This is a genomic window from Pseudomonas sp. H3_D04 (genome assembly GCF_054669175.1).
In genome coordinates this window covers 3,893,145-3,914,469 of sequence record NZ_CP162801.1, presented here as the reverse complement: position 1 = coordinate 3,914,469, position 21,325 = coordinate 3,893,145, and the positions used below count along the sequence as shown (strand labels likewise).

The window sequence follows — 21,325 nt, the reverse complement described above, 5'->3', positions numbered from 1 at the left end:
GCTGCGAGCGAATATGTACAATGATCGAGTGATGTCAGTTTAGGAGCGGTACAAGGTGTTTGAAGCGTTTATGGATCGATTGCGTGCGTTGTTGCTGGGGCTGCCGCGCCGTCAGAAACGACTGATTCAGGTGCTGGCTGATGTAGTCCTGGTATGGATGGCACTTTGGCTGGCGTTTGTCGTGCGTCTGGGGATTGATGAAATGATCAATCCCATCACTACACACACCTGGCTTTTTGTAAGCGCTCCGCTGGTAGCGATTCCGCTGTTCATTCGATTTGGTATGTATCGCGCGGTGATGCGCTATTTTGGCAATGATGCGCTTATAGCAATCATCAAGGCTGTGAGTCTTTCTTCATTAATCCTAGGCTTTATTGTCTATTGGTATAGCAATCACCAAAACGTGGTGCCGCGTTCGATCATCTTCAACTACTGGTGGTTGAGCCTGGTGATGATCGGAGGGTTGCGCCTGGCAATGCGGCAGTACTTCCTCGGTGACTGGTTTTCGGCTGCCCAGCACGTCCCTTTTACAAATCGTGACGATGGTCTGCCGAGAGTCGCGGTTTATGGTGCAGGGGCTGCAGGTAACCAGCTGGTAGCTGCGTTAAGGATGGGCCGCGTCATGCGGCCGGTCGCCTTTATCGATGATGATGACAGCATTTCAAATCGGGTCATCTCGGGTCTGCAGGTTTACAAGCCTCGACACATCGAGCAGATGATCCACGCTACAGGTGCTCAAGAAATACTGCTTGCGATTCCTTCCTCTTCCCGTGGTCGGCGTCGCGAGATTCTTGGTTTCCTTGAAGGCTATCCATTGCACGTGCGCAGCGTACCTGGCTTCATGGACCTGGCGAGTGGCAGGGTGAAAGTAGATGACATTCAAGAAGTCGACATCGCTGATTTGTTAGGTCGTGATGCTGTGCCAGCGCAGGAAGATTTGCTCGAGCACTGCATTGAAGATAAAGCCGTCCTCGTAACCGGCGCGGGCGGTTCAATCGGCTCAGAGCTGTGCAGGCAGATTCTCGCGCAGTCGCCAACCACCCTTATTTTATTCGACCACAGTGAATTCAATCTCTATTGCATTTTGGCAGAACTGGAGCAGCGCATAAGCCGTGAGTCGTTATCGGTAAGGCTATTGCCTATATTGGGCTCCGTGCGTAATCAGGCCAAGTTGCTGGATGTCATGAAGACCTGGCGCATTGATACGGTATATCACGCAGCAGCTTATAAGCATGTGCCTATGGTCGAACACAATATTGCTGAAGGCGTGCTGAATAATGTCATGGGGACGCTCAACACTGCGCAAGCTGCATTGCAGGCGGGCGTTGCTAACTTTGTGTTGATATCCACTGATAAGGCCGTGCGTCCAACGAATGTAATGGGCAGCACCAAGCGGCTTGCTGAGCTAACGTTGCAGGCGTTAAGTCGTGAAATTGCGCCGGTTTTGTTCGGAGACAAATCCAAGGTTTCGCGGGTCAACAAAACTCGTTTTACGATGGTTCGATTTGGAAATGTTCTGGGCTCTTCTGGCTCGGTCATTCCGCTTTTTCACAAACAAATCAAGTCAGGCGGACCTTTAACGGTTACTCATCCGAAGATTACACGTTATTTCATGACTATTCCCGAAGCGGCGCAGTTGGTGATTCAAGCCGGGTCGATGGGACAGGGGGGAGACGTGTTTGTCCTGGATATGGGGGAGCCTGTTAAAATTGTTGAGCTTGCAGAAAAGATGATCCACCTCTCAGGCTTGAGCGTTCGATCGGAAAAAAATCCAAACGGTGACATCGCTATCGAGTTTACGGGGTTACGTCCAGGCGAAAAGCTCTACGAAGAGTTATTGATTGGCGATAACGTAGAGGCGACCAAGCATCCCATGATAATGACAGCGAACGAAGATCACTTGTCCTGGGATGTGCTTAAGGCCAAGCTGACTGATTTACTAGCTGCGGTAGAACAAGACGACTATTCAAGGGTGCGACAATTGTTGCGTGATACCGTCAGTGGTTATGCGCCTGATGGAGAGATTGTTGATTGGATATATCAGCAGCGTAGGCTTGAACCTTAGATATGTGTTCGGTGAGCGCTGATTTAAGAGATACGCCCGCAATCCCTGCGGGCGTTTTTTTTGAAATGATGAGTCGCTCGGTTTGCTGGAATTGATAATGACTTGTTTTGTCTAGATGCACGCAATTGCATTGTTTACAGAGCATTTGTGGTTTCTTTAAAATTAATACCATGATATCGAAGCGAGTTGTGTTCGGTTGGTACAATGAATAAAGGCTGAGGCAGTTTATGAGTATTCACGGCGGTGTTTCCGATTTGGCGATTCCTGAACCTAACGCGGTAAACCGCCCGACGATTACTGAATATTGTTTGGTTGCACTTACTGTCGTTGGGGCCATCAGTATTCTTGTTTGGCTGATGGTTTACAGTCAATATGGCTTTGACTTTACTGACGAAAGCTTCTATTTGGTATGGGTGGCAACACCACGACTATATGACTGGTCGTTATCGCAGTTTGGATTTATTTATCATCCATTTTATCTGCTTTTTGGAGGAGATGTTGTACGGCTGCGGATGTTTAATGTATTGCTCACTCTGGCTTTGAGTTGGCTGCTGGTTGATAAGATTCTGAAAGAGTTTTTTTCGAATAATATCGCTGGCTACATTCAGCGACTGGCAATGTCTTTTGGTTTTGCAGTGGGTGGCCTGGTTTTTTTTAGCGTATGGGTACTTTCTCCTAGTTATAACAGCCTGAATTTTCAAGCATTACTGATAGTGGCGGCAGGTTTGTTTTCGGCGCAGGCGAAGATAGATAAAGAAAGCATTGCTGGTTGGGTATTTATCGGAGTTGGTGGATGGTTAGTTTTTATGGCCAAACCTAGTAGTGCCGCTTCCCTCGTGGTGTGTGTTTTTATTTGTTTGTTGCTCGCAAGGAAAATCAACGTCCGCTTGATGTTGCTTTGTTCTGCTGTCGTGTTATTTTTGTTGCTTTTAAGTGCGCTGCTGATTGATGGTTCTGTAGTCTCGTTCGTAGGGCGGATTCAAAGAGCGATGGTTTTCGTTGACTATATAGGAGGCGGACATACAGTTGCACAAATATTGAGGGTTGACGATTTTTTGCTGACTCAACAAGATGTACTGCTTTTTCGCATAGCACTGCTTGTTTCTCTTGTCGTACCGATTTCTTTATATGTTAGTCACAGAGTTAGCCGTTTGTCAGGACTCTGTTTTGCGTTCCTGATGTCGTGTGCGGTAATTGCGGTGTTAACCGGTGAGTATATTGTCAAGCTGGAATACAGCAATTTTCATGGGTTGTTGATATTGGCTATTCCGTCGTCAATGCTGTTATTGGGAATCTGCTTTTGTAGACATCGGTTTTTTCTGGATTCATCTCTTTCCCGTTTTTTTATAGCGTTGGCGTTTGCATTATTTCCATATATTTATGCCTTTGGTACCAATAACAACTACTGGCAAGTGGGCAGCTTAGCTGGTTTTTTTGGTTGCTAAGTGGGCTGGTCCTGTTAGCCCCAGCATTGCGCGGTGAAAAAACAGTTCTTATCCTCGCGCCACTCGCGTTGGCTACTCAGCTGATTGTAGTTGTATTGGTGCAAACGGGGATGGAGTCGCCGTATAGGCAAACACAGCCGTTGAGATTGAACTCTTACTCAGTAGAAGTAGGGGAAGTTGGCACGACCCTTGTTTTGTCTGAGGAATATGCGGGTTACTTGATAGAAGCCAGGAGTGCTGCCTTACAGGCAGGCTTTCAGCCTGGTACCCCGGTAATTGACTTGAGTGGACAATCACCAGGGATGCTTTACGCGATGGGTGCAACCAGTATTGGACAGGCTTGGATGATCGGCGGTTATCCAGGTAGTTTTAAAATGGCAAGTGAAGCATTGAAGAGGGTCCGCTGTGACCAGTTGGCTGCGGCTTGGCTTCTAACTGAGCCTGAAGGCCCACGAAGTCTTTCTGATAATCTGGTATCCAGCTTCGGAGCTAAGCCTTCAGATTATGAGGTGGTGGGCTCTTGGAAAACAGCCAAAGGTGCGGGAGGGTTCGATCAGCGTCCGGCGCAACAGTTATTGAAACCTATTAAAAATCTCGACACGTCGATCAAGGCGTGTATTGAAAGCAGGAATTGATTCTTAGAGCTCAGTATCAGCGACATATCTGATGAAAAGATGAGGCCGTGATCTGAAGCAAGGCTCAAGGCTAGCTCATTTTCAAGCCAGTTCGGTTAGCTTAAACGAATACGCCGATGTCGCAGTGAACCTGATCTGAACCATACAAGCCGCTATGCTTGTATTACTCGGGCGCGCTTGTTGGGTGCATGATAGGTATATATTTGGTAACTGATACATTTTTGACAAGCTCACGTCATGACCTAAGTTTAGGAGGCAGCTTGGGAAAAGCTGCTTTCTCAATCGATGTCATGGAGCTTCATTTATGCGTACTGGCTATTTCTACTCTCTGGTTTTCGCCCTGCTGACCAGCGCCTCTATTGCAGCCATCGCCGCGCCTGCGGCAAAACCGGAGGCTGGCAATGCACCTCTGATGCTGGAAGTTGCACCCAAGTCTCAGTCAGGCAAAGTCGATCTCAATGGAGCGGATGCACCCACGCTGCAGCGTGAGCTATCCGGTATTGGGGAGGCCAAAGCCAAGGCGATTGTTGCTTATCGTGACAGTAATGGGCCATTTTCGTCCGTGGACGAATTGCTGGAAGTGAAGGGGATAGGCAAGGCGATTCTGGATAAGAACCGCGAGAAGCTGGAAGTGAACTAAGCTTTAGATAAACGCCCAAGAGGCCGGTCATTGACCGGCCTTTTTGCATTTTGGCGTTAAGGACGGCGGCTTGCCTTCTATCGGTATGTAAAAAATTACGACTATCATATTGTCTTTGGATTATGCATATAATAATTCCTGAGTCCGCCAAAGCAGACGCTCATCTTCCAATCGCATCCTCCCAGGAGCACGCTAATGAATTCTGTCCAGACCCAAGGAACCGCCCTCGTCACCGGAGCCTCCTCCGGAATCGGCGCCATCTACGCTGAGCGGTTGGCGGCGCGTGGTTTTGATCTGTTGCTGGTCGCTCGCGACGAGGAACGCTTGCAGGCAGCGGCGAGCAAGTTGCGCGCCGAGCATGGTGTCCAGGTCGAAGTACTCAAGGCAGACCTCACACAAAAAGATGACGTTCTGAAGCTCGAACAGCGTCTACGCAGCGATTCGAGTATCAGCCTGCTGCTCAACAACGCCGGTGTCGCAGCAGAAGGTCTGTTGGCCAATTCCGACATGGACCAGATGGAAAAGCTGATCCAGCTCAACGTCACCACCGTCACGCGCCTGGCATCGGCAGCGGCCGCCGCTTTCGCAAAGGCTGGCCGTGGCACGATCATCAATATCGCCTCGGTAGTGGCGTTGTTTCCTGAGCGATTCAACGCGACTTACAGCGCGAGCAAGGCTTATGTGTTAAGTCTGACGCAGTCGTTGAACGCGGAACTGGACGGTACCGGGGTCAAGGTCCAGGCGGTGTTGCCAGGCGTAACACGCACCGAAATCTGGGAGCGCTCCGGTATCGACGCTACTCAGATTCCCGCAGACATGGTGATGGAAGCCGGGGAGATGGTCGATGCGGCATTGTCCGGTCTGGACCAGGGTGAGTTGATCACCATTCCATCGTTGCCGAACGCCTCCGAGTGGGATGACTTTGTAAAAGCTCGTCTGGTGATGGCCCCGAATCTTTCCAAAAGTACGGCCGCCACGCGTTACAAGTGAGGCGTCTTCAATCGGCTTGAGGTAATTGCGGTATGAGTAATCGTCGAGTGGTTGTAACGGGCATGGGCCTGGTGTCCCCGCTGGGTAGCGATGTCGAGGTGGTCTGGGGGCGCCTGTTGGCTGGACGCTCCGGGTTGCGTCAGTTGCCTGACGAAGTGGTCGCTGATCTGCCGGCCAAGGTCGGCGGCGCGGTGCTCTCCATGACGGAAGATCCCGAGGCGGGTTTCGACCCGGACCGGGCGACGCCGCCCAAAGAGCAGAAAAAAATGGACCGCTTCATTATGTTTGCCATGGAGGCCGCGCGCCAGGCGGTGGAGCAGTCCGGTTGGCAAGCGCAAGACGCTAATGCTCAGGAGCGCACCGCGACGATTATCGGCTCGGGCGTGGGTGGTTTCGGCGCAATTGCCGATGCGGTCCGTACAACCGACAGCCGCGGTCCGCGACGTTTGTCGCCATTTACCATTCCTTCCTTTCTGGTCAACCTCGCGGCCGGTCATGTGTCGATCCAGCATGGTTTCAAAGGCCCGCTGGGTGCTCCGGTGACAGCGTGCGCGGCCGGGGTCCAGGCGATTGGCGATGCGGCGCGGCTGATTCGTTGTGGTGAGGCGGATATCGCCGTGTGCGGGGGCGCGGAAGCCGCGATCGATCGGGTCAGCCTCGCCGGCTTCGCGGCTGCGCGTGCCTTGTCCAGTGGTTATAACGACACCCCGGAGCGTGCCTCTCGGCCATTCGACAGTGGTCGTGATGGTTTCGTGATGGGGGAAGGTGCTGGCCTTCTGGTGATCGAATCGCTTGAACATGCCCTTGCCCGTGGCGCTCAACCCTTGGCCGAACTGGTCGGATACGGCACCAGTGCCGATGCCTATCACCTGACTGCCGGCCCCGAAGATGGCAGCGGCGCGCGTCGGGCAATGTCGCTGGCCCTGGCCCAGGCGGGCATTTCTGCCGCACAGGTGCAGCATCTCAACGCTCACGCCACCTCGACCCCGGTTGGGGACCTTGGAGAATTGGCAGCCATCAAGTCATTGTTCGGTTCGGACAACAAGATCGCGGTGACATCGACCAAGTCCGCCACCGGGCATTTGCTGGGGGCGGCGGGCGGGATTGAGGCGATCTTCACGCTGCTGGCGATCCGCGATCAAGTCGTGCCGCCCACCCTCAATTTCGAAAACCCGGACCCGGCGGCGCAAGGCGTGGACATCGTCCACGGTCAGGCGCGGCCGATGGCGATCGAGTATGCACTGTCCAATGGCTTCGGGTTTGGAGGGGTCAATGCCAGCGTGCTCTTCAAACGCTGGCAGGATTAATCCCAGGGCTGTTTGAGAAATTCGCGTGTCACGTCGAGAATCCGCTGGGCCATCTCCGGATTCTCGACACTGCGCGACAACAACAACGCCCCGACCAGGGCCGACATAATGAAGATGCTGCGGTCGGCGGCATCTTCGCCTTCAAGCGTGCCTTGCACTTGTTCCAGCCTCGAATTGAGCACCACGTCAGAGGTCGGACTGGGTTGTCCGCGCAAGCCAAGCTCCGAGGACATGGTCGGCAGCGGGCAACCCTGGTCGGGTGACGTCTGGTGCCATTCAGACAGATAGGTGTCGATGAATGCTTCCAGCGGGTGCTCCTGCGCGAACAGCTCGGCGCAGATGGCGTCGCACTGTTCGCCGGCGGCCTGCAGGGCCTTTTCCACCAGTTCGTCCTTGGACTTGAAATGCGAGTAGAACCCGCCGTGGGTCAGCCCCAGCGCTTTCATCAGGGGTTGCAGGCCGGTCGCGCCAATACCGTCGCGGCGAAATCGCGCCGATGCTTCCTTGATGATGCGTTGATGGGTCTGGGCTTTATGGTCCTGCGAGTAACGCATCTGAAATCTCCGCAACAATGCGCCATCTTAACCAATGAAAATGGGATGGTGACTGTACTTCTACTTCTAAAAAGCATGCAGATGCGACCAACTTCGTCCTGCCGCATCGATTCAGCTGGCACGAATAGTGATTACTTGTCAGCTGACGATTGTTGAACAATCACGAGGCGATGAGCATGAACAGTGGACTGTCCCTGGCCGATCACATCACATTGGAGTTGCGCGCCGACATCATAGGCGGTCGCCTGCTGCCTGGTATGGCGCTGGTGGAAAACGAATTGGTGTTTGCCTACAACGCCTCCCGTAACACCATTCGTGAAGCATTGCATCGCCTGGGGCAGGATGGACTGACCCGTTACGTGCGCAACAAGGGCGTGATGGTGCGCAAGCTGGGTCAGGATGATGTTCGGGATTTGTTCAAGGTCCGGCGTACCCTGGAACTGCAAGCCATCAGCGTGAGCCCGCCATTGCGCGATGATCAATCGGGCCGGATGCTCGAGGCGCTGGAGGCCACCGAGCTGGCCCGGGAACGTGAGGACTGGCGCGCCGTCGGCACCCACAGCCTGGCGTTTCATCAACACATCGTCGGGTTGCTGCGCAGCCCATTGTTCGATGAGTTTTTCACCAACGTCGTTGCGCAACTGCGCCTGGCGTTCTGCGCCGCGCCCGATGAATCACGTTTTCAGGCGCCCTGGCTGGCTCGCGACCGGCAGATCCATGACTTTCTCGCTGAGGGCGACAAGCGCGCCGCCGCAGACGCCATGAGCGCTTACCTCGATGACTCTGAACACCTTCTGTTGCGAATGCTTGCCCCAACCCCCCATCACTGATCGAGGATGTGTGTCATGTACAAAGACTATCCGGCGGCCTATCAAGTCAGCAAAGGCTCGGCCTTGCAGGTGGACAAAGCCTTCTACGAACGGATTCGCGACACCAGGGAAGGCCGCACGCTGATCGAGCAGTTTGAAGTGCCGATCCGCACCGGTCGCGCCTGGAACGTGCCGGCCGGGCACGTGTTTCGTGTGACCACGCCGGTCGGCCCGCAAGTCGGCGACTTCAACGTCTGGAACGCCAACGACCCGCGCGAGCGTTTGTGGGCGGCGCGGACCCGGCAACTGCAGGGCGCCCATGTCAGCACCCATGACCGGCTCTGGTCGAACCTGCCTTTTTTACGGCCGCTGGTGACCATCACCGACGACAGCCTGGCCGATTACGGCATCGATGAACATGGGGGGCGTTTGCACGATTTGCTGGGTACTCGCTGCGATCCCTATGTGAACAAAATGCTCACCGGCGAGGACTTCCATCATCACTGCCACTCCAACCTGACTCGCGCCGTGTTGCCCCATGGCCTGACCGAGTTCGACGTGCATGACGTGCTGAACATTTTCCAGTGTACGGGCCTGAACCACGACGACATGTACTTCATGAAGGCCTGTCCGGCGCAGAAGGGCGATTACCTGGAGTTCTTTGCCGAGATCGATCTGCTGTGTGCGCTGTCGACCTGTCCGGGAGGGGACCTGTCACTGGCCATGTGGGGGCCGGATGCGCAGGATCCGCTCAGCGTCTGTCGCCCGCTGGGCGTGGAGATTTATCGGTTGGAGGATTCATTGCTCGAGGGCTGGAGCCAGCCTGAACGTGCTGCGTATAAAGGGCTGCATGGCTTGCACATCGCCAAGGCCGACTGGGAAAAATAATCGGACGTAGGAGCGAGGCTTGCCCGCGAAGGCGTCCCTGAGATCGCCTTCGCGGGCAAGCCTCGCTCCTACAGAAGCTGTTCAGTAGTTTTTTAGCGGTCCTGCGCATCCTTGGCGTCCGCTTCCGCGTTGCGTTCCGCGACACGTTTACGTTGCTCTTCGGTCAGTTCGACCTTGTTGGCAGTGTCACGCAGCATCATCAAACCACCAACGATCGAGCCGATTGCAACGACCAGAATCAACCAGGCATACCAGGGCATAGGGCTCTCCTTGAGGGCAGGCCGATTGGCGGGTTTCGCCAATCGATCGTGCATACCACTTTGAGCGATTTCATATCGCGGTGGTTCCATTCTATGCCTGATCTGTCGGTAACACCTGAGACCATTCAGCGTCCGGTCAACATCGCGTCGGCCGGTGCATCCGCGCGCAATTGCGCGGTGAGCATGAAGTACACGAAGCCCACCGCCATGAAGCCGAGGAAGATCAAGCCGATCAACGTGTTGAACCAGGCCATCGCCACCAGGCACACCACCGCCAGGATCAGCGCAATCATCGGCACCAGCGGGTAGCACGGCGCGCGGAAGGTACGCTCCAGGTTCGGTTCGGTTTTACGCAACTTGAACAGGCTGAGCATGCTCATAATGTACATCACGATTGCGCCGAACACCGCCATGGTGATCATCGCCGCGGTCAGCGTCATGCCACCGAGATTGATCAAACCATCGCTGTAGATCGCCGCGATACCGATTACGCCGCCGGCAATGATCGCCCGATGGGGTGTCTGGAAGCGCGACAGTTTGGCCAGCGACGCCGGAAGGTAACCGGCGCGGGCGAGGGCGAAGAACTGCCGCGAGTAGCCGAGGATGATCCCGTGGAAACTCGCCACCAGGCCGAACAGGCCGATCCATACCAGCATGTGCAACCAGCCCGAGCTTTCGCCGACCACGGTTTTCATGGCTTGTGGCAGCGGGTCGTTGATGTTCGACAGGGTGCGCCAGTCGCCGACGCCGCCGGCAAAGAACATCACGCCCATGGCCAGCAATACCAGGGTCAGGATGCCGCTGATGTAGGCCTTGGGAATCGTGCGTTTCGGATCCTTGGCTTCTTCGGCGGCCATCGCTGCGCCTTCAATGGCGAGGAAGAACCAGATGGCGAAAGGAATCGCCGCGAACATCCCGGCAATCGCCGGCGCCCCGAACACATCGGAACCGGCCCAGCCATTGAGCGCAAAGTTGCTGAAACTGAACGCCGGAGCGACCACGCCCATGAACACCAGCAGTTCCGCCACGGCCAATACACAGACAATCAACTCGAAGGTGGCGGCCAGTTTCACGCCGAGAATGTTCAGGCCCATGAACACGATGTAGGCGCCGACCGCTGCGTGCTTCGGGTCGAGGGCCGGGAATTGCACATTCAGGTAAGCGCCGATAGCCAAGGCAATTGCCGGCGGGGCGAAGACGAACTCGATCAGCGTCGCCAACCCGGCGATCAATCCGCCTTTCTCGCCAAAGGCGCGGCGGCTGTAGGCAAAGGGGCCGCCAGCATGGGGAATCGCCGTGGTCAGTTCGGTGAAGCTGAAGATGAAGCAGGTGTACATCGTGGCGACCATGAACGAGGTCACCAGGAACCCGAGTGTTCCGGCCACGCCCCAGCCGTAACTCCAGCCGAAATACTCACCGGAAATCACCAGTCCGACCGCAATACCCCACAGGTGCAACGTGCCCAGCGTGGGTTTGAGTTGTGTGTTCATGCGTTTGCTCCCTGAACGGTTTGAAAAGCGTCGGGGGGAGGCGTTTGCAGTGGGCGTGCCAGTGTTGTGATAGCAGTCGTAAAGCGTAAAAAGGTGTCGTATCGGGGATGTACGGTGCTGGATGCATGCATTTTGGTGCGCTAGTTGGGGGCGTTGTCGTGTGTTCTGCCGTCTTCGCGGGCAAGCCTCGCTCCTACAAGGGCGAGCGCTCCACGGACCTGTAGGAGCGAGGCTTGCCCGCGAAGGGGCCCGCTCGGACATCGCCGTAACGAAGGCATAAACCCACTCTTTACGCATTCTTTATGCCCCGCCACACCCCTCGGTCTCGTTCCTTTACAGCCTCCCTGCCGACAATGACTCCACACGCGGCAATACGCCGTAACACGGAGAACTTCCATGAGCGTTCTGGACGGGGTGTCACTGCTATTGGCAGTGGGGCTGTTCATTTATCTGTTGGTTGCGCTGTTGCGCGCGGACCGGAACTAGGAGCGGCTATGCACAGTTATGACTATTGGCTGATCCTGGCCTTCTTTGCCGTGGTGCTGATCCCGGCACCGTTCCTTGGGCGGTTCTACTACAAGGTCATGGAAGGCCAGCGCACCTGGCTTTCGCCGATCCTCGGACCGGTCGAACGTGGTTGTTATCGGGTGGCCGGCGTTGATCCGCAGGCCGAACAGAGCTGGCAGAAATACACCTTGGCCTTGCTCGCCTTCAACCTCGCGGGCTTTTTGCTGTTGTTCGCGATCCTATTGTTCCAGGATCACTTGCCGTTGAACCCGCAAAACCTGCCGGGTCAGGAGTGGACGCAAGCGTTCAACACCGCCGTCAGCTTCATGACCAATACCAACTGGCAGTCCTACAGCGGCGAAGCGACCCTGAGCTACCTGAGTCAGATGGTCGGCCTCACCGTGCAGAACTTCGTCAGCGCCGCCACCGGCCTGGCGGTATTGGTTGCGCTGTGCCGCGGTATTGGTCGCAAGTCGAGCAAGACCCTGGGCAACTTCTGGGTCGACATGACCCGCGCCACCCTCTACGGCCTGTTGCCGCTGTGCCTGCTGCTGGCGCTGTACCTGGTCTGGCAGGGCGTGCCGCAAACCTTCGCGCAGTACGTGAATGCCGTGACCATGCAAGGCGTCGATCAGGTGATTCCGCTCGGTCCGGCCGCCAGCCAGATTGCGATCAAGCAACTGGGCACCAACGGCGGTGGCTTCTTCGGCGTCAACTCGGCGCACCCGTTCGAGAACCCGACAGCGTGGAGCAACCTGTTCGAAGTTGGCTCGATCATTCTGATCCCGGCTGCCCTGGTGTTCACCTTCGGCCACTACGTCAAAGACCTGCGTCAGAGCCGCGCGATCATCGCCTGCATGCTGGCGCTGTTCCTGATCGGCGGCGCGACTTCGTTGTGGGCTGAATACCAACCCAACCCGACCCTGAACAACGTCGCCGTCGAACAGACCGCGCCGCTGGAAGGCAAGGAAGCGCGCTTCGGCACCACCGCCACGGTGCTGTGGTCGGTGACCACCACCGCAGCGTCCAACGGCTCGGTCAACGGCATGCACGACAGCCTCAACCCGCTGAGCGGCATGGTCGCATTGGTCAACATGATGGTCGGCGAAGTGATCTTCGGCGGCGTCGGCGCGGGGCTTTACGGCATGTTGCTCAACGTGTTGATCGCGGTGTTCCTCGCCGGCCTGATGATCGGTCGTACCCCGGAATACCTGGGCAAGAAACTCCAGGCGAAGGAAGTCCAGTTGCTGGTTGTGACCTTGCTGGTGATGCCGCTCGGCGTGCTGGTGCTTGGCGCGATTGCCGCTAGCCTGCCCGGTCCGGTCGCTGCGGTGAGCAACCCCGGTGCCCACGGCTTCAGCCAGTTGCTGTACGCCTACACCTCGGCCGGTGCCAACAACGGTTCGGCCTTCGGCGGCTTCGGTGCCAACACCGCGTTCCACAACCTGATGCTGGGACTGGGCATGTTGATCGGTCGCTTCGGTTACATCCTCCCGGTACTGGCGTTGGCCGGCAGCCTGGCGATGAAGAAAACCGCACCAATCGGCCAGAACAGCTTTCCGACCCATGGTCCGATGTTTGTGATCCTGCTGACCGTGACCATCTTGTTGGTGGGTGGTTTGACCTTCCTGCCGGCGTTGGCGCTGGGTCCTATCGCTGAACACCTGAGCATGGGCTTCTAAGGAGTCAATGATGAATATGCCTGTAAACAAACCGGCGGCCGTCAAGGCGACGGAACAGCCAAAAACCGCGATCTCGGCCCTCTGGCGCCCGGCGCTGGTGCAAGCCTTCGTCAAGCTCGACCCACGGCAATTGCAGCGTGCACCGGTGATGCTGGTGGTTGAACTGACCGCGATCCTGACCACCGTGCTGTGCTTCATTCCCGACAGTGCCGTGCCGACCTTCGTCGCTGCGCAAATCGCCCTGTGGCTGTGGTTCACCGTGCTCTTCGCCAACTTCGCCGAAGCCTTGGCCGAAGGTCGCGGCAAGGCCCGCGCCGACAGCCTCAAGGCCGGCAGCGAAGGCTTGAGCGCCCGCCGTAAAACCAGTAACGGCACTTTTCAAGTGGTACCGGCCACCAGCCTGCGCAAGGACGATGTGGTGCGCGTTGAAGCCGGGGAAATGATCCCCGGTGACGGCGAGGTCATTGAAGGTATTGCCGCCGTCAACGAAGCGGCGATCACCGGCGAATCCGCGCCAGTGATTCGTGAGTCCGGGGGCGACCGTTCGGCTGTCACCGGCAACACTCGCCTGGTCTCTGACTGGCTGCTGGTGAAGATTACCGCCAACCCCGGCGAGTCGACACTGGACCGCATGATCGCCCTGGTCGAAGGCGCCAAACGCCAGAAAACCCCGAACGAAGTCGCGCTCGACATCCTGCTGATCGGCCTGACCCTGATCTTCCTGCTGGTAGTCGTCACCCTGCAACCGTTCGCCCACTTCGCCAACGGCAGCCTGCCGCTGGTGTTCCTGGTGGCGTTATTGGTCACGTTGATTCCGACCACCATTGGCGGTTTGTTGTCCGCCATCGGTATTGCCGGGATGGACCGTCTGGTGCGCCTGAACGTGATCGCCAAATCCGGTCGCGCCGTGGAAGCGGCGGGGGACGTTCACGTCCTGATGCTGGACAAGACCGGCACCATCACGTTCGGTAACCGTCGCTGCACCGCAGTGCATCCGGCGCCGGGCGTCACCGCCCGTGAACTGGCGGAGGGCGCATTGTTTGCCTCGCTGGCCGATGACACGGCTGAAGGTAAGTCCATCGTCGAGTACCTGCGCGGCACTCAGCCACAACCTGAGCCCGCCGCCGAGTTGCTGACGGCCGTGCCATTCAGCGCGGAAACCCGTCTGTCCGGTGTCGACTATCAGGGGCGTGTATATCGCAAAGGCGCGGTGGATTCATTGCTGGCCTTCGTCGGTGTGAAACGCGCCGACCTGGCCGCGCCGCTGTCCCGTGAAATCGACAAGATCGCTCAAAGCGGCGGTACCCCGTTACTGGTCTGCGCCGACGGCAAATTGCTCGGTGTGATCCACCTCAAGGACGTGGTCAAGCCCGGCATCCGCGAGCGTTTTGCCGAGCTGCGCAAACTGGGCATCCGCACGGTCATGGTGACCGGCGACAACCCCCTGACCGCCGCTGCCATTGCTGCCGAAGCGGGCGTCGATGACGTGCTGGCCGAGGCTACGCCAGAGAAAAAACTGGCGCGCATTCGCCACGAACAGAACGACGGTCGCCTGGTTGCCATGTGCGGCGACGGCGCCAACGATGCCCCGGCTTTGGCCCAGGCTGACGTCGGCATGGCGATGAACGACGGTACGCAAGCAGCGCGCGAGGCGGCGAACATGGTCGATCTCGACAGCGACCCGACCAAGCTGCTGGACGTGGTGCAGATCGGTAAGGAATTGCTGGTGACCCGCGGTGCGCTGACGACGTTTTCCATCGCCAACGACGTGGCCAAATACTTCGCGATCCTGCCGGCGCTGTTCGCCTCGATTTACCCGCAATTGGGCGTGCTGAACGTCATGCACCTGGCCAGTCCGCAGAGCGCGATTCTCTCGGCGATCGTGTTCAACGCCTTGATCATTGTGGTGCTGATTCCACTGGCGCTGCGTGGGGTTCGAGTGCAGGCCGCGAGCGCGGCGGCGTTGCTGCGACGCAATCTGCTGGTCTACGGATTGGGCGGGATTGTGGTGCCGTTCGCGGGGATCAAGGCGATCGACATGCTGCTGACGGCGTTGCACCTGGTTTGACGGTCGGGAGCTGTGGTGGGGTTTTTGTGGCGAGGGCGCTTGCTCCCGCTGGGCTGCGAAGCGGCCTCATCCCAGACACCGTGTTTGTTCAGGTACACCGCATTTGTCGGGTTGACGACTGCTTCGCAGTCGAGCGGGAGTAGGCTCCCTCGCCACAAGTGACGTGTGTGCCTGATGAATGTTCTTTGAATTCGAGGATTTTGAAATGTCCACAATGATACGTCCGGCCCTGAGCTTGCTCGTGCTGATGACCCTGATCACCGGCGTCGCTTACCCCTTGGTCGTCACCGGCGTCGCCCAGGTCGCGTTCCCGGATCAAGCCAATGGCAGCCTGGTGCGTGACGCCGGCGGCAAGGTCCGTGGTTCTTCGCTGATTGCCCAGGATTTCGTTGGCGATGCCTGGTTTCATCCACGGCCATCGGCGGGTGCGTTTGCCACCGTGTCGAGCAGCGCCAGCAACCTTTCTCCGAGCAATCCGGCGCTCGCGACTCGGGTGATCGACGATGCCAGCAAACAGCTGGTGCCCGGTCAGGGGCCAGTACCGTTGGCCATGCTCACTACCTCCGGCAGCGGCCTCGATCCCCACTTGCCACCGGCGGCGATTGCCTATCAACTGGCGCGTGTTGCGGCGGCGCGTAATTTGCCGGTGTCTACGCTTCAGCAATTGATGAATGCGCACATTGAGCAGCCACTGGTGGGGCCGCCGGTGGTGAATGTGTTGGCGCTAAACATCGCGCTGGAAAACCTGTAGAAGATGATGCGTTCCCACGCTCTGCGTGGGAATGCATCAACGGACGCTCCGCGTTCGGCTCTGAAGGGGACGCGGAGCGTCCCGAGCTGTATTCCCACGCGGAGCGTGGGAACGATCAATCAAGATAAGGCAATGACAAATGAGTGACTCCGGCCGCGCCGACGCGCTGTTAGCAGACCTGCCCCGCGATGGCCGTGGCCGGCTCAAGGTTTTCCTCGGCGCCGCACCCGGTGTCGGCAAGACCTACGCCATGCTGCAAGCGGCCCACACCCAATTGCGCCAGGGCGTGAAAGTCATCGCCGGCGTGGTTGAAACCCACGGCCGCGCCGAGACCGAAGCGCTGCTCGGCGGCTTGCCGCAGCAGCCCTTGGTGCGCTTGGAATACCGAGGCGTCACGCTCGAAGAAATGGACCTCGACGGTCTGCTCGCGGCCAAGCCGAAATTGGTGCTTGTGGACGAACTGGCCCACACCAACGCCCCTGGCAGCCGTCACGCCAAGCGCTGGCAAGACATCCAGGAATTGCTCGCCGCCGGCATCGACGTGTTCACCACGGTCAACGTTCAGCACCTAGAAAGCCTCAATGATCAAGTGCGCGGGATCACCGGCGTGCAGGTTCGCGAAACCCTGCCGGACTGGGTGCTGCAAGAAGCCTACGAACTGCTGCTGATCGACCTGCCGCCACGCGAACTGCTTGAGCGTCTGCGTGAAGGCAAGGTCTACGTGCCGGAGCAGGCGCGGGCGGCCATCGACGCCTTCTTCACCCAGACCAACCTCACCGCCCTGCGCGAACTGGCAATGCAAACCGCCGCTGCGCAGGTGGACGATGACCTGGCCCAGGGATATCGACAACTTGGCCAGGCCGCGCCAGCGGTGCGCGGTCGATTGTTGGTCGGCGTCGATGGCGATGCTCAGGCCGAACGCCTGGTGCGCCACGCCAGCCGCGTCGCCCAGCGTCGGCATCTGCCGTGGAGCCTGGTGCACGTGGACAACGGCAGCGTGCGCGACGAACAATCGCGCCTGCGCCTGCAAAGTGCCCAGCAACTGGCCGAGCGACTGGGCGGCGAAGTGGTGTTACTGCGCGCCGGTGAAGTCGCAAAAACATTGATCCAGCACGCTGCCGAACGCCGTGCCAGCCTGGTGCTGGTCGGTCAATCGCGCCAGCGTTTGCGTCGGCGCTTGTTCGGCGGCGGTCTGGCATCACGCTTGCTGCGTGATGCGCGGGGGCTGGAAATCAACGTCCTCGACAGTGATCACGAACAGCATCAGCCGCGTCAGCGTTCGGCGCATTCGCTGGTGTGGTTCGACTACGCGCTGGCGGTCGTGGCGACGGTGCTGGCCACTGCTTTGGCCTGGGCCGTGGCGAGCGTCTTGCCGCTGCCGAATATATCGCTGGTGTTCCTCGCCGCCGTGTTGCTGGTGGCGGTGCGCAGCAGCCTGGGCCCGGCGCTGGCTTGTGCGGCGCTGTCGTTTCTGACCTATGACTTTCTGTTTATCCCGCCGAATTTTTCGTTCGCCATCCAGCGCGAAGAAGACGTGCTGACTTTGCTGTTCTTCCTGCTGATGGCGGCCCTCACCGGCAACCTCGCGGCGCGGCAACGGCGGCAATTGCAAGCATTGCGCGACACCCAGGAAGAGACCACCGAACTGCTCGACCTGTCGCGCAAACTCACCGCCGCCACCGACCGCCAGGCCGTGGTCAGCGCTGCGGCCCAGCACCTCAATGGCTGGAGCGATCTGCAACTGTGCCTGCTCAACCGCGACGGCCAGGGTGGCTGGAAGGTCGAGACCGGCGGCCCGCTGGAGTTTTCCGAAGCCGAGCGCGCTGCCGCCGATTGGGCCTGGCAACACGACCAGCCGGCGGGCGCAGGCACCGGCACGCTGCCGTTCGGGCGTTGGTGGTGGTGGCCGTTGTCGGTGGAAGACGGACCGTTGGCGCTGCTCGGTGTGTGCGCCAAAGAAGGCCAGACCTTGAGCGGTCAGCGTCGGCGTTTGTTGACGGCGTTGAGTCAACCGCTGGCCCAGGCCTTGGCTCGCGCGCAACTGGCCGAAGACCTGGAAGCGGCGCGCCTGCACGGCGAAACCGAGCAGTTGCGCAGCGCCTTGCTGGCGTCGGTGTCCCACGATTTGCGCACGCCGCTGACCTCCATGCGCGGCAGCATCGACAGTCTGCTGGCCCTCGGTGAAGCCATCCCGCTGGAGGATCGCCGCGAACTGCTTGAAGGCACCCGCGATGAAGCCGAGCGCCTCGACCGTTACATTCAAAACCTGCTGGACATGACCCGCCTCGGTCACGGTGCGTTGAAGCTGGCGCGGGACTGGGTGTCGCCGGCCGATATTGTCGGCAGTTCGCTCAATCGTCTGCGCGCGGTACTGGCGCCGTTGCAGGTCAGCACCGAAGTGCCGGCCGAATTGCCGCTGCTGTATGTGCATGCCGCGTTGATCGAGCAGGCGCTGGTCAACGTGCTGGAAAACGCCGCGCGTTTTTCTCCGCCTCACGGCCGTCTGCAATTACGCGCCGGCGCCGATGACAGCGAGCTGTTTTTCTCGGTCAGCGACGAGGGGCCAGGGATTCCGGAGGAAGAGCGGGCGAAGATTTTCGACATGTTCTACACCGCTGCGCGTGGTGATCGGGGCGGGCAGGGCACCGGCCTGGGGTTGGCGATCTGTCAGGGCATGGTCGGCGCGCATGGCGGTCGGATCAGCGTCGCGGACGGCATTGAAGGGCGCGGCACCTGCATCACACTGCACTTGCCATTGCAGGAACAGCCGGGCCTTGAAAGTGAAGCCTGATACCCTTTGGACATCTCCATGCCACGATCAGAAACCATGAGCCAGACCGCGACCATTTTGGTCATCGACGACGAACCGCAAATCCGCAAATTCCTGCGCATCAGCCTCGCTTCTCAGGGTTACAAGGTACTGGAGGCCGGCAATGGCAACGAAGGGCTGGCCCAGGCGGCGTTGAACAAACCCGACTTGCTGGTGCTCGATCTCGGCCTGCCGGACATGGACGGCCAGCAAGTGCTGCGCGAGTTTCGCGAATGGTCGACGGCGCCGGTGCTGGTGCTTTCGGTGCGTGCCAGCGAAGGGCAAAAGGTGGAAGCGCTCGATGGCGGTGCCAACGATTACGTGACCAAGCCGTTCGGTATCCAGGAATTCCTCGCCCGGGTGCGTGCGTTATTGCGTCAGGCCCCCGTTGGCGAGGCTCAGCAAGCGGCGCTGACGTTTGGCCCGCTGACCGTGGACCTGGCCTATCGCCGGGTGCTGCTCGATGGCACCGAAGTCGCGCTGACCCGCAAAGAGTATGCGGTGCTGGCGCAACTGGCCCGGCATCCCGGGCGGGTGATCACCCAGCAGCAACTGCTGAAAGATATCTGGGGGCCGACCCATACCGAGGACAGTCATTATTTACGGATTGTGGTGGGGCATCTGCGCCAGAAGCTGGCGGATGATCCGACTCAGCCACGCTTTATCGTTACCGAAGCGGGGGTTGGTTATCGGTTGTTGAGTGAGGGAAGTCTTTAGCTTTTTGGTGTCCGGTCTATTGTCTTCGCGGGCAAGCCTCGCTCCTACAGGGCTTGAGTCGTTCACAAAGCTCGCGAACGACTCAAGTCCTGTAGGAGCGAGGCTTGCCCGCGAAGAGGCCACCGTCATCCGAAAGCTTCAGGCATCCCGCTCATTCTCGTATCTATCCAGCGTATCCCGCGCAATCTCCCGCCCCAGCGCGATCAACTCCGGCGCCTTGTAAAACTCGAAAAACCGGCACACCCGTTTCGGCACGTTGATCAGGATGTCCGGCGGATACCCGGCGATCTTGTACTGCGCCAACGACGTCTGCATCACCTCGAAACTCTGGTTGATCAGGTCCAGCAACGACGCCGGGCCCACGTTGTCGATGATGAACGAACCTGTGGCGGATTTCGGTGCACCTTCGCGTTCGGGGGCGGCTGCCGGTTGCTGGGCTTCGGGTTCGGCGGATTCGATCCAGGGGTTGATGTCGGCCGCTTCGGCCATCAACGCTTCCTTTTCCAGCAGCAGCAATTGTTCGGCCTGCTTGCGGCGGAACGGCATTTTTGAACCCAGGGAATTGATCAGGCTGTCGAACCGCGTCTTGAACGCGGGCGGACGCTGAATCACCGGCAGTTTATAGTGTCGCTGGTTGGTGGAGTTGAGGTTGACCGCAATGATCAGGTCGCAATGGCTCGACACCACGGGCACGATCGGCAAAGGGTTGAGAATGCCGCCGTCCACCAGCATGCGATTGCCCTGCATCACGGGTGTGAACAGGCTCGGAATCGCTGCCGAGGCGCGCATGGCCTGGTGCAGGCAGCCTTCCTGGAACCAGATTTCCTGCTGGTTGGTCAGGTCCGTGGCCACCGCCGTGTAAGGGATGCGCAGGTCTTCGATGTTGATCTCGCCGACGATCTTGCGGATCTGCCCGAACACTTTCTCCCCGCGAATCGCGCCCAGACGAAAACTGACGTCTACCAGACGCAAGACGTCTAGGTAGTCCAGGCTTTCGATCCAGTCGCGATAATCGTCAAGTTTGCCGGCGGCATAGATCCCGCCGACCACGGCGCCCATCGAGCATCCTGCGATGCAGGCGATGTCGTAGCCGCGCCGTTCGATTTCTTCAATGACACCGATATGGGCATAGCCCCGGGCCCCGCCTGAGCCCAGCACCAGTGCGACACGCTTTTTCATGAATCGCCCTCGTCTGACAAGGTTCAACAATGCACCCATCACGGGGCGCGCTTCAATCGCTAAGGTCGCTCGGTGGGCCAAGGGCGTCGTTTTTTCGACACTCCATGGCGGCGCATGGGTATTCTCACGCACACTTGACGTTTGCGCGGCGGGGCCAAGGCACTTTTCACGTGCCAGACCGTCTTACCAGCACGACTGTTTACCTAATGTTGAGGTGTGAGTGATGAAAGCCTGGATTTGCGTGCCATTGATTGCCCTGGCGCTTGCCGGTTGTGCCGGCAAAACCGCTTATCGTGACAGCTGCGGTAGTGGACTCGATGCGGCGTGGCATGAACTGGACCTGGCCAAGGCCGAGGGGTTCGCCGGCACCGTCAGCTACTCCAAGGCCCTGTCGCTGTTGACGGCGGCCAAGACCCAGCAGCAATTCGAAGGCTTCGAAGGCTGCACCAAGAAAGCCGAGAAGGCCCGCTTCTATATTCGTGAGTCACGTGCCGGCCGTTGAGGCATGATGTAGGGAATAGTGGACATT

Annotated in this window: 19 protein-coding genes; 15 read left to right on the top strand and 4 right to left on the bottom strand. The window is 58.5% G+C overall.

All coding sequences use genetic code 11. From position 1 onward, the window contains the following. Positions 1-70: 70 nt before the first annotated feature. The 6 genes from AB4N91_RS17975 to fabF all read left to right on the top strand — a co-directional run bounded on the left by AB4N91_RS17975 (position 71) and on the right by fabF (position 7,082). Positions 71-2,065, top strand: coding sequence for a polysaccharide biosynthesis protein (locus AB4N91_RS17975; protein WP_102594037.1), 1,995 nt, complete (start codon positions 71-73; stop codon positions 2,063-2,065). 227 nt (positions 2,066-2,292) lie between these two features. Further along, entirely contained in the window at positions 2,293-3,510 is a 1,218-nt protein-coding gene (locus tag AB4N91_RS17970; protein WP_460111422.1) for a hypothetical protein, read from the top strand. 194 nt (positions 3,511-3,704) lie between these two features. Then, on the top strand, positions 3,705-4,145 hold the full coding sequence (locus tag AB4N91_RS17965; RefSeq protein WP_460111420.1) for a hypothetical protein: 441 nt from the start codon (positions 3,705-3,707) through the stop codon (positions 4,143-4,145). A 304-nt stretch (positions 4,146-4,449) separates the two neighbouring features. Further along, complete coding sequence (locus tag AB4N91_RS17960) at positions 4,450-4,785, top strand: ComEA family DNA-binding protein (RefSeq protein WP_154912875.1); 336 nt, start codon at positions 4,450-4,452, stop codon at positions 4,783-4,785. 195 nt (positions 4,786-4,980) lie between these two features. Further along, the gene (locus AB4N91_RS17955; RefSeq protein ID WP_154913289.1) at positions 4,981-5,775 is read left to right on the top strand and encodes an SDR family NAD(P)-dependent oxidoreductase; all 795 of its coding nucleotides are present in this window, start codon (positions 4,981-4,983) and stop codon (positions 5,773-5,775) included. A 32-nt stretch (positions 5,776-5,807) separates the two neighbouring features. Continuing rightward, positions 5,808-7,082, top strand: coding sequence for a beta-ketoacyl-ACP synthase II (gene fabF / locus AB4N91_RS17950; protein WP_010461652.1), 1,275 nt, complete (start codon positions 5,808-5,810; stop codon positions 7,080-7,082). Here fabF and AB4N91_RS17945 read toward each other — a convergent pair. Continuing rightward, on the bottom strand, positions 7,079-7,636 hold the full coding sequence (locus AB4N91_RS17945; RefSeq protein WP_010461651.1) for a TetR/AcrR family transcriptional regulator: 558 nt from the start codon (positions 7,634-7,636) through the stop codon (positions 7,079-7,081). The genes fabF and AB4N91_RS17945 overlap by 4 nt on opposite strands. Before the next feature lie 176 nt (positions 7,637-7,812). On the opposite strand from AB4N91_RS17945, the gene AB4N91_RS17940 reads away from it, so the two are divergent. Together AB4N91_RS17940 and AB4N91_RS17935 are read left to right on the top strand one after the other, a co-directional pair. Then, positions 7,813-8,466, top strand: a complete 654-nt coding sequence (locus AB4N91_RS17940) for a GntR family transcriptional regulator (RefSeq protein WP_083374716.1) — start codon at positions 7,813-7,815, stop codon at positions 8,464-8,466. A 15-nt stretch (positions 8,467-8,481) separates the two neighbouring features. Continuing rightward, positions 8,482-9,333 (top strand): urea carboxylase-associated family protein, encoded by an 852-nt coding sequence (locus AB4N91_RS17935; RefSeq protein ID WP_077747932.1) that lies wholly within the window; start codon positions 8,482-8,484, stop codon positions 9,331-9,333. A 92-nt stretch (positions 9,334-9,425) separates the two neighbouring features. On the opposite strand, the gene AB4N91_RS17930 is transcribed toward AB4N91_RS17935, so the two are convergent. Both AB4N91_RS17930 and eat read right to left on the bottom strand, forming a co-directional pair. Further along, complete coding sequence (locus AB4N91_RS17930; protein ID WP_010461642.1) at positions 9,426-9,593, bottom strand: DUF2897 family protein; 168 nt, start codon at positions 9,591-9,593, stop codon at positions 9,426-9,428. Between the two features lie 125 nt (positions 9,594-9,718). Next, a complete protein-coding gene (eat, locus tag AB4N91_RS17925) occupies positions 9,719-11,083 on the bottom strand; it encodes an ethanolamine permease (protein ID WP_145308670.1) in 1,365 nt (454 codons plus the stop codon). Between the two features lie 396 nt (positions 11,084-11,479). Here eat and kdpF point away from each other — a divergent pair, with 396 nt between their 5' ends. The 6 genes from kdpF to AB4N91_RS17895 all read left to right on the top strand — a co-directional run bounded on the left by kdpF (position 11,480) and on the right by AB4N91_RS17895 (position 19,617). Next, positions 11,480-11,569, top strand: a complete 90-nt coding sequence (kdpF, locus tag AB4N91_RS17920) for a K(+)-transporting ATPase subunit F (RefSeq protein ID WP_007899818.1) — start codon at positions 11,480-11,482, stop codon at positions 11,567-11,569. A gap of 8 nt (positions 11,570-11,577) precedes the next feature. Next, entirely contained in the window at positions 11,578-13,272 is a 1,695-nt protein-coding gene (gene kdpA / locus AB4N91_RS17915) for a potassium-transporting ATPase subunit KdpA (RefSeq protein ID WP_154913291.1), read from the top strand. A 10-nt stretch (positions 13,273-13,282) separates the two neighbouring features. Continuing rightward, the gene (gene kdpB / locus AB4N91_RS17910; protein WP_154913293.1) at positions 13,283-15,340 is read left to right on the top strand and encodes a potassium-transporting ATPase subunit KdpB; all 2,058 of its coding nucleotides are present in this window, start codon (positions 13,283-13,285) and stop codon (positions 15,338-15,340) included. Positions 15,341-15,545: 205 nt separating this feature from the next. Beyond that, entirely contained in the window at positions 15,546-16,091 is a 546-nt protein-coding gene (kdpC, locus tag AB4N91_RS17905) for a potassium-transporting ATPase subunit KdpC (RefSeq protein WP_221108786.1), read from the top strand. 139 nt (positions 16,092-16,230) lie between these two features. Then, positions 16,231-18,882, top strand: a complete 2,652-nt coding sequence (locus tag AB4N91_RS17900; RefSeq protein WP_460111410.1) for a DUF4118 domain-containing protein — start codon at positions 16,231-16,233, stop codon at positions 18,880-18,882. 36 nt (positions 18,883-18,918) lie between these two features. Beyond that, positions 18,919-19,617 carry a response regulator gene (locus AB4N91_RS17895; protein WP_172792626.1) on the top strand — a complete coding sequence of 233 codons (699 nt, stop codon included), beginning with the start codon at positions 18,919-18,921 and terminating at the stop codon, positions 19,615-19,617. Positions 19,618-19,755: 138 nt separating this feature from the next. Here the strand turns inward: AB4N91_RS17895 and AB4N91_RS17890 are convergent, their stop codons facing one another. Further along, entirely contained in the window at positions 19,756-20,796 is a 1,041-nt protein-coding gene (locus AB4N91_RS17890) for a patatin-like phospholipase family protein (protein ID WP_010461624.1), read from the bottom strand. Positions 20,797-21,019: 223 nt separating this feature from the next. Here AB4N91_RS17890 and AB4N91_RS17885 point away from each other — a divergent pair, with 223 nt between their 5' ends. After that, positions 21,020-21,298, top strand: a complete 279-nt coding sequence (locus tag AB4N91_RS17885; protein ID WP_010461623.1) for a hypothetical protein — start codon at positions 21,020-21,022, stop codon at positions 21,296-21,298. Positions 21,299-21,325 lie beyond the last annotated feature (27 nt).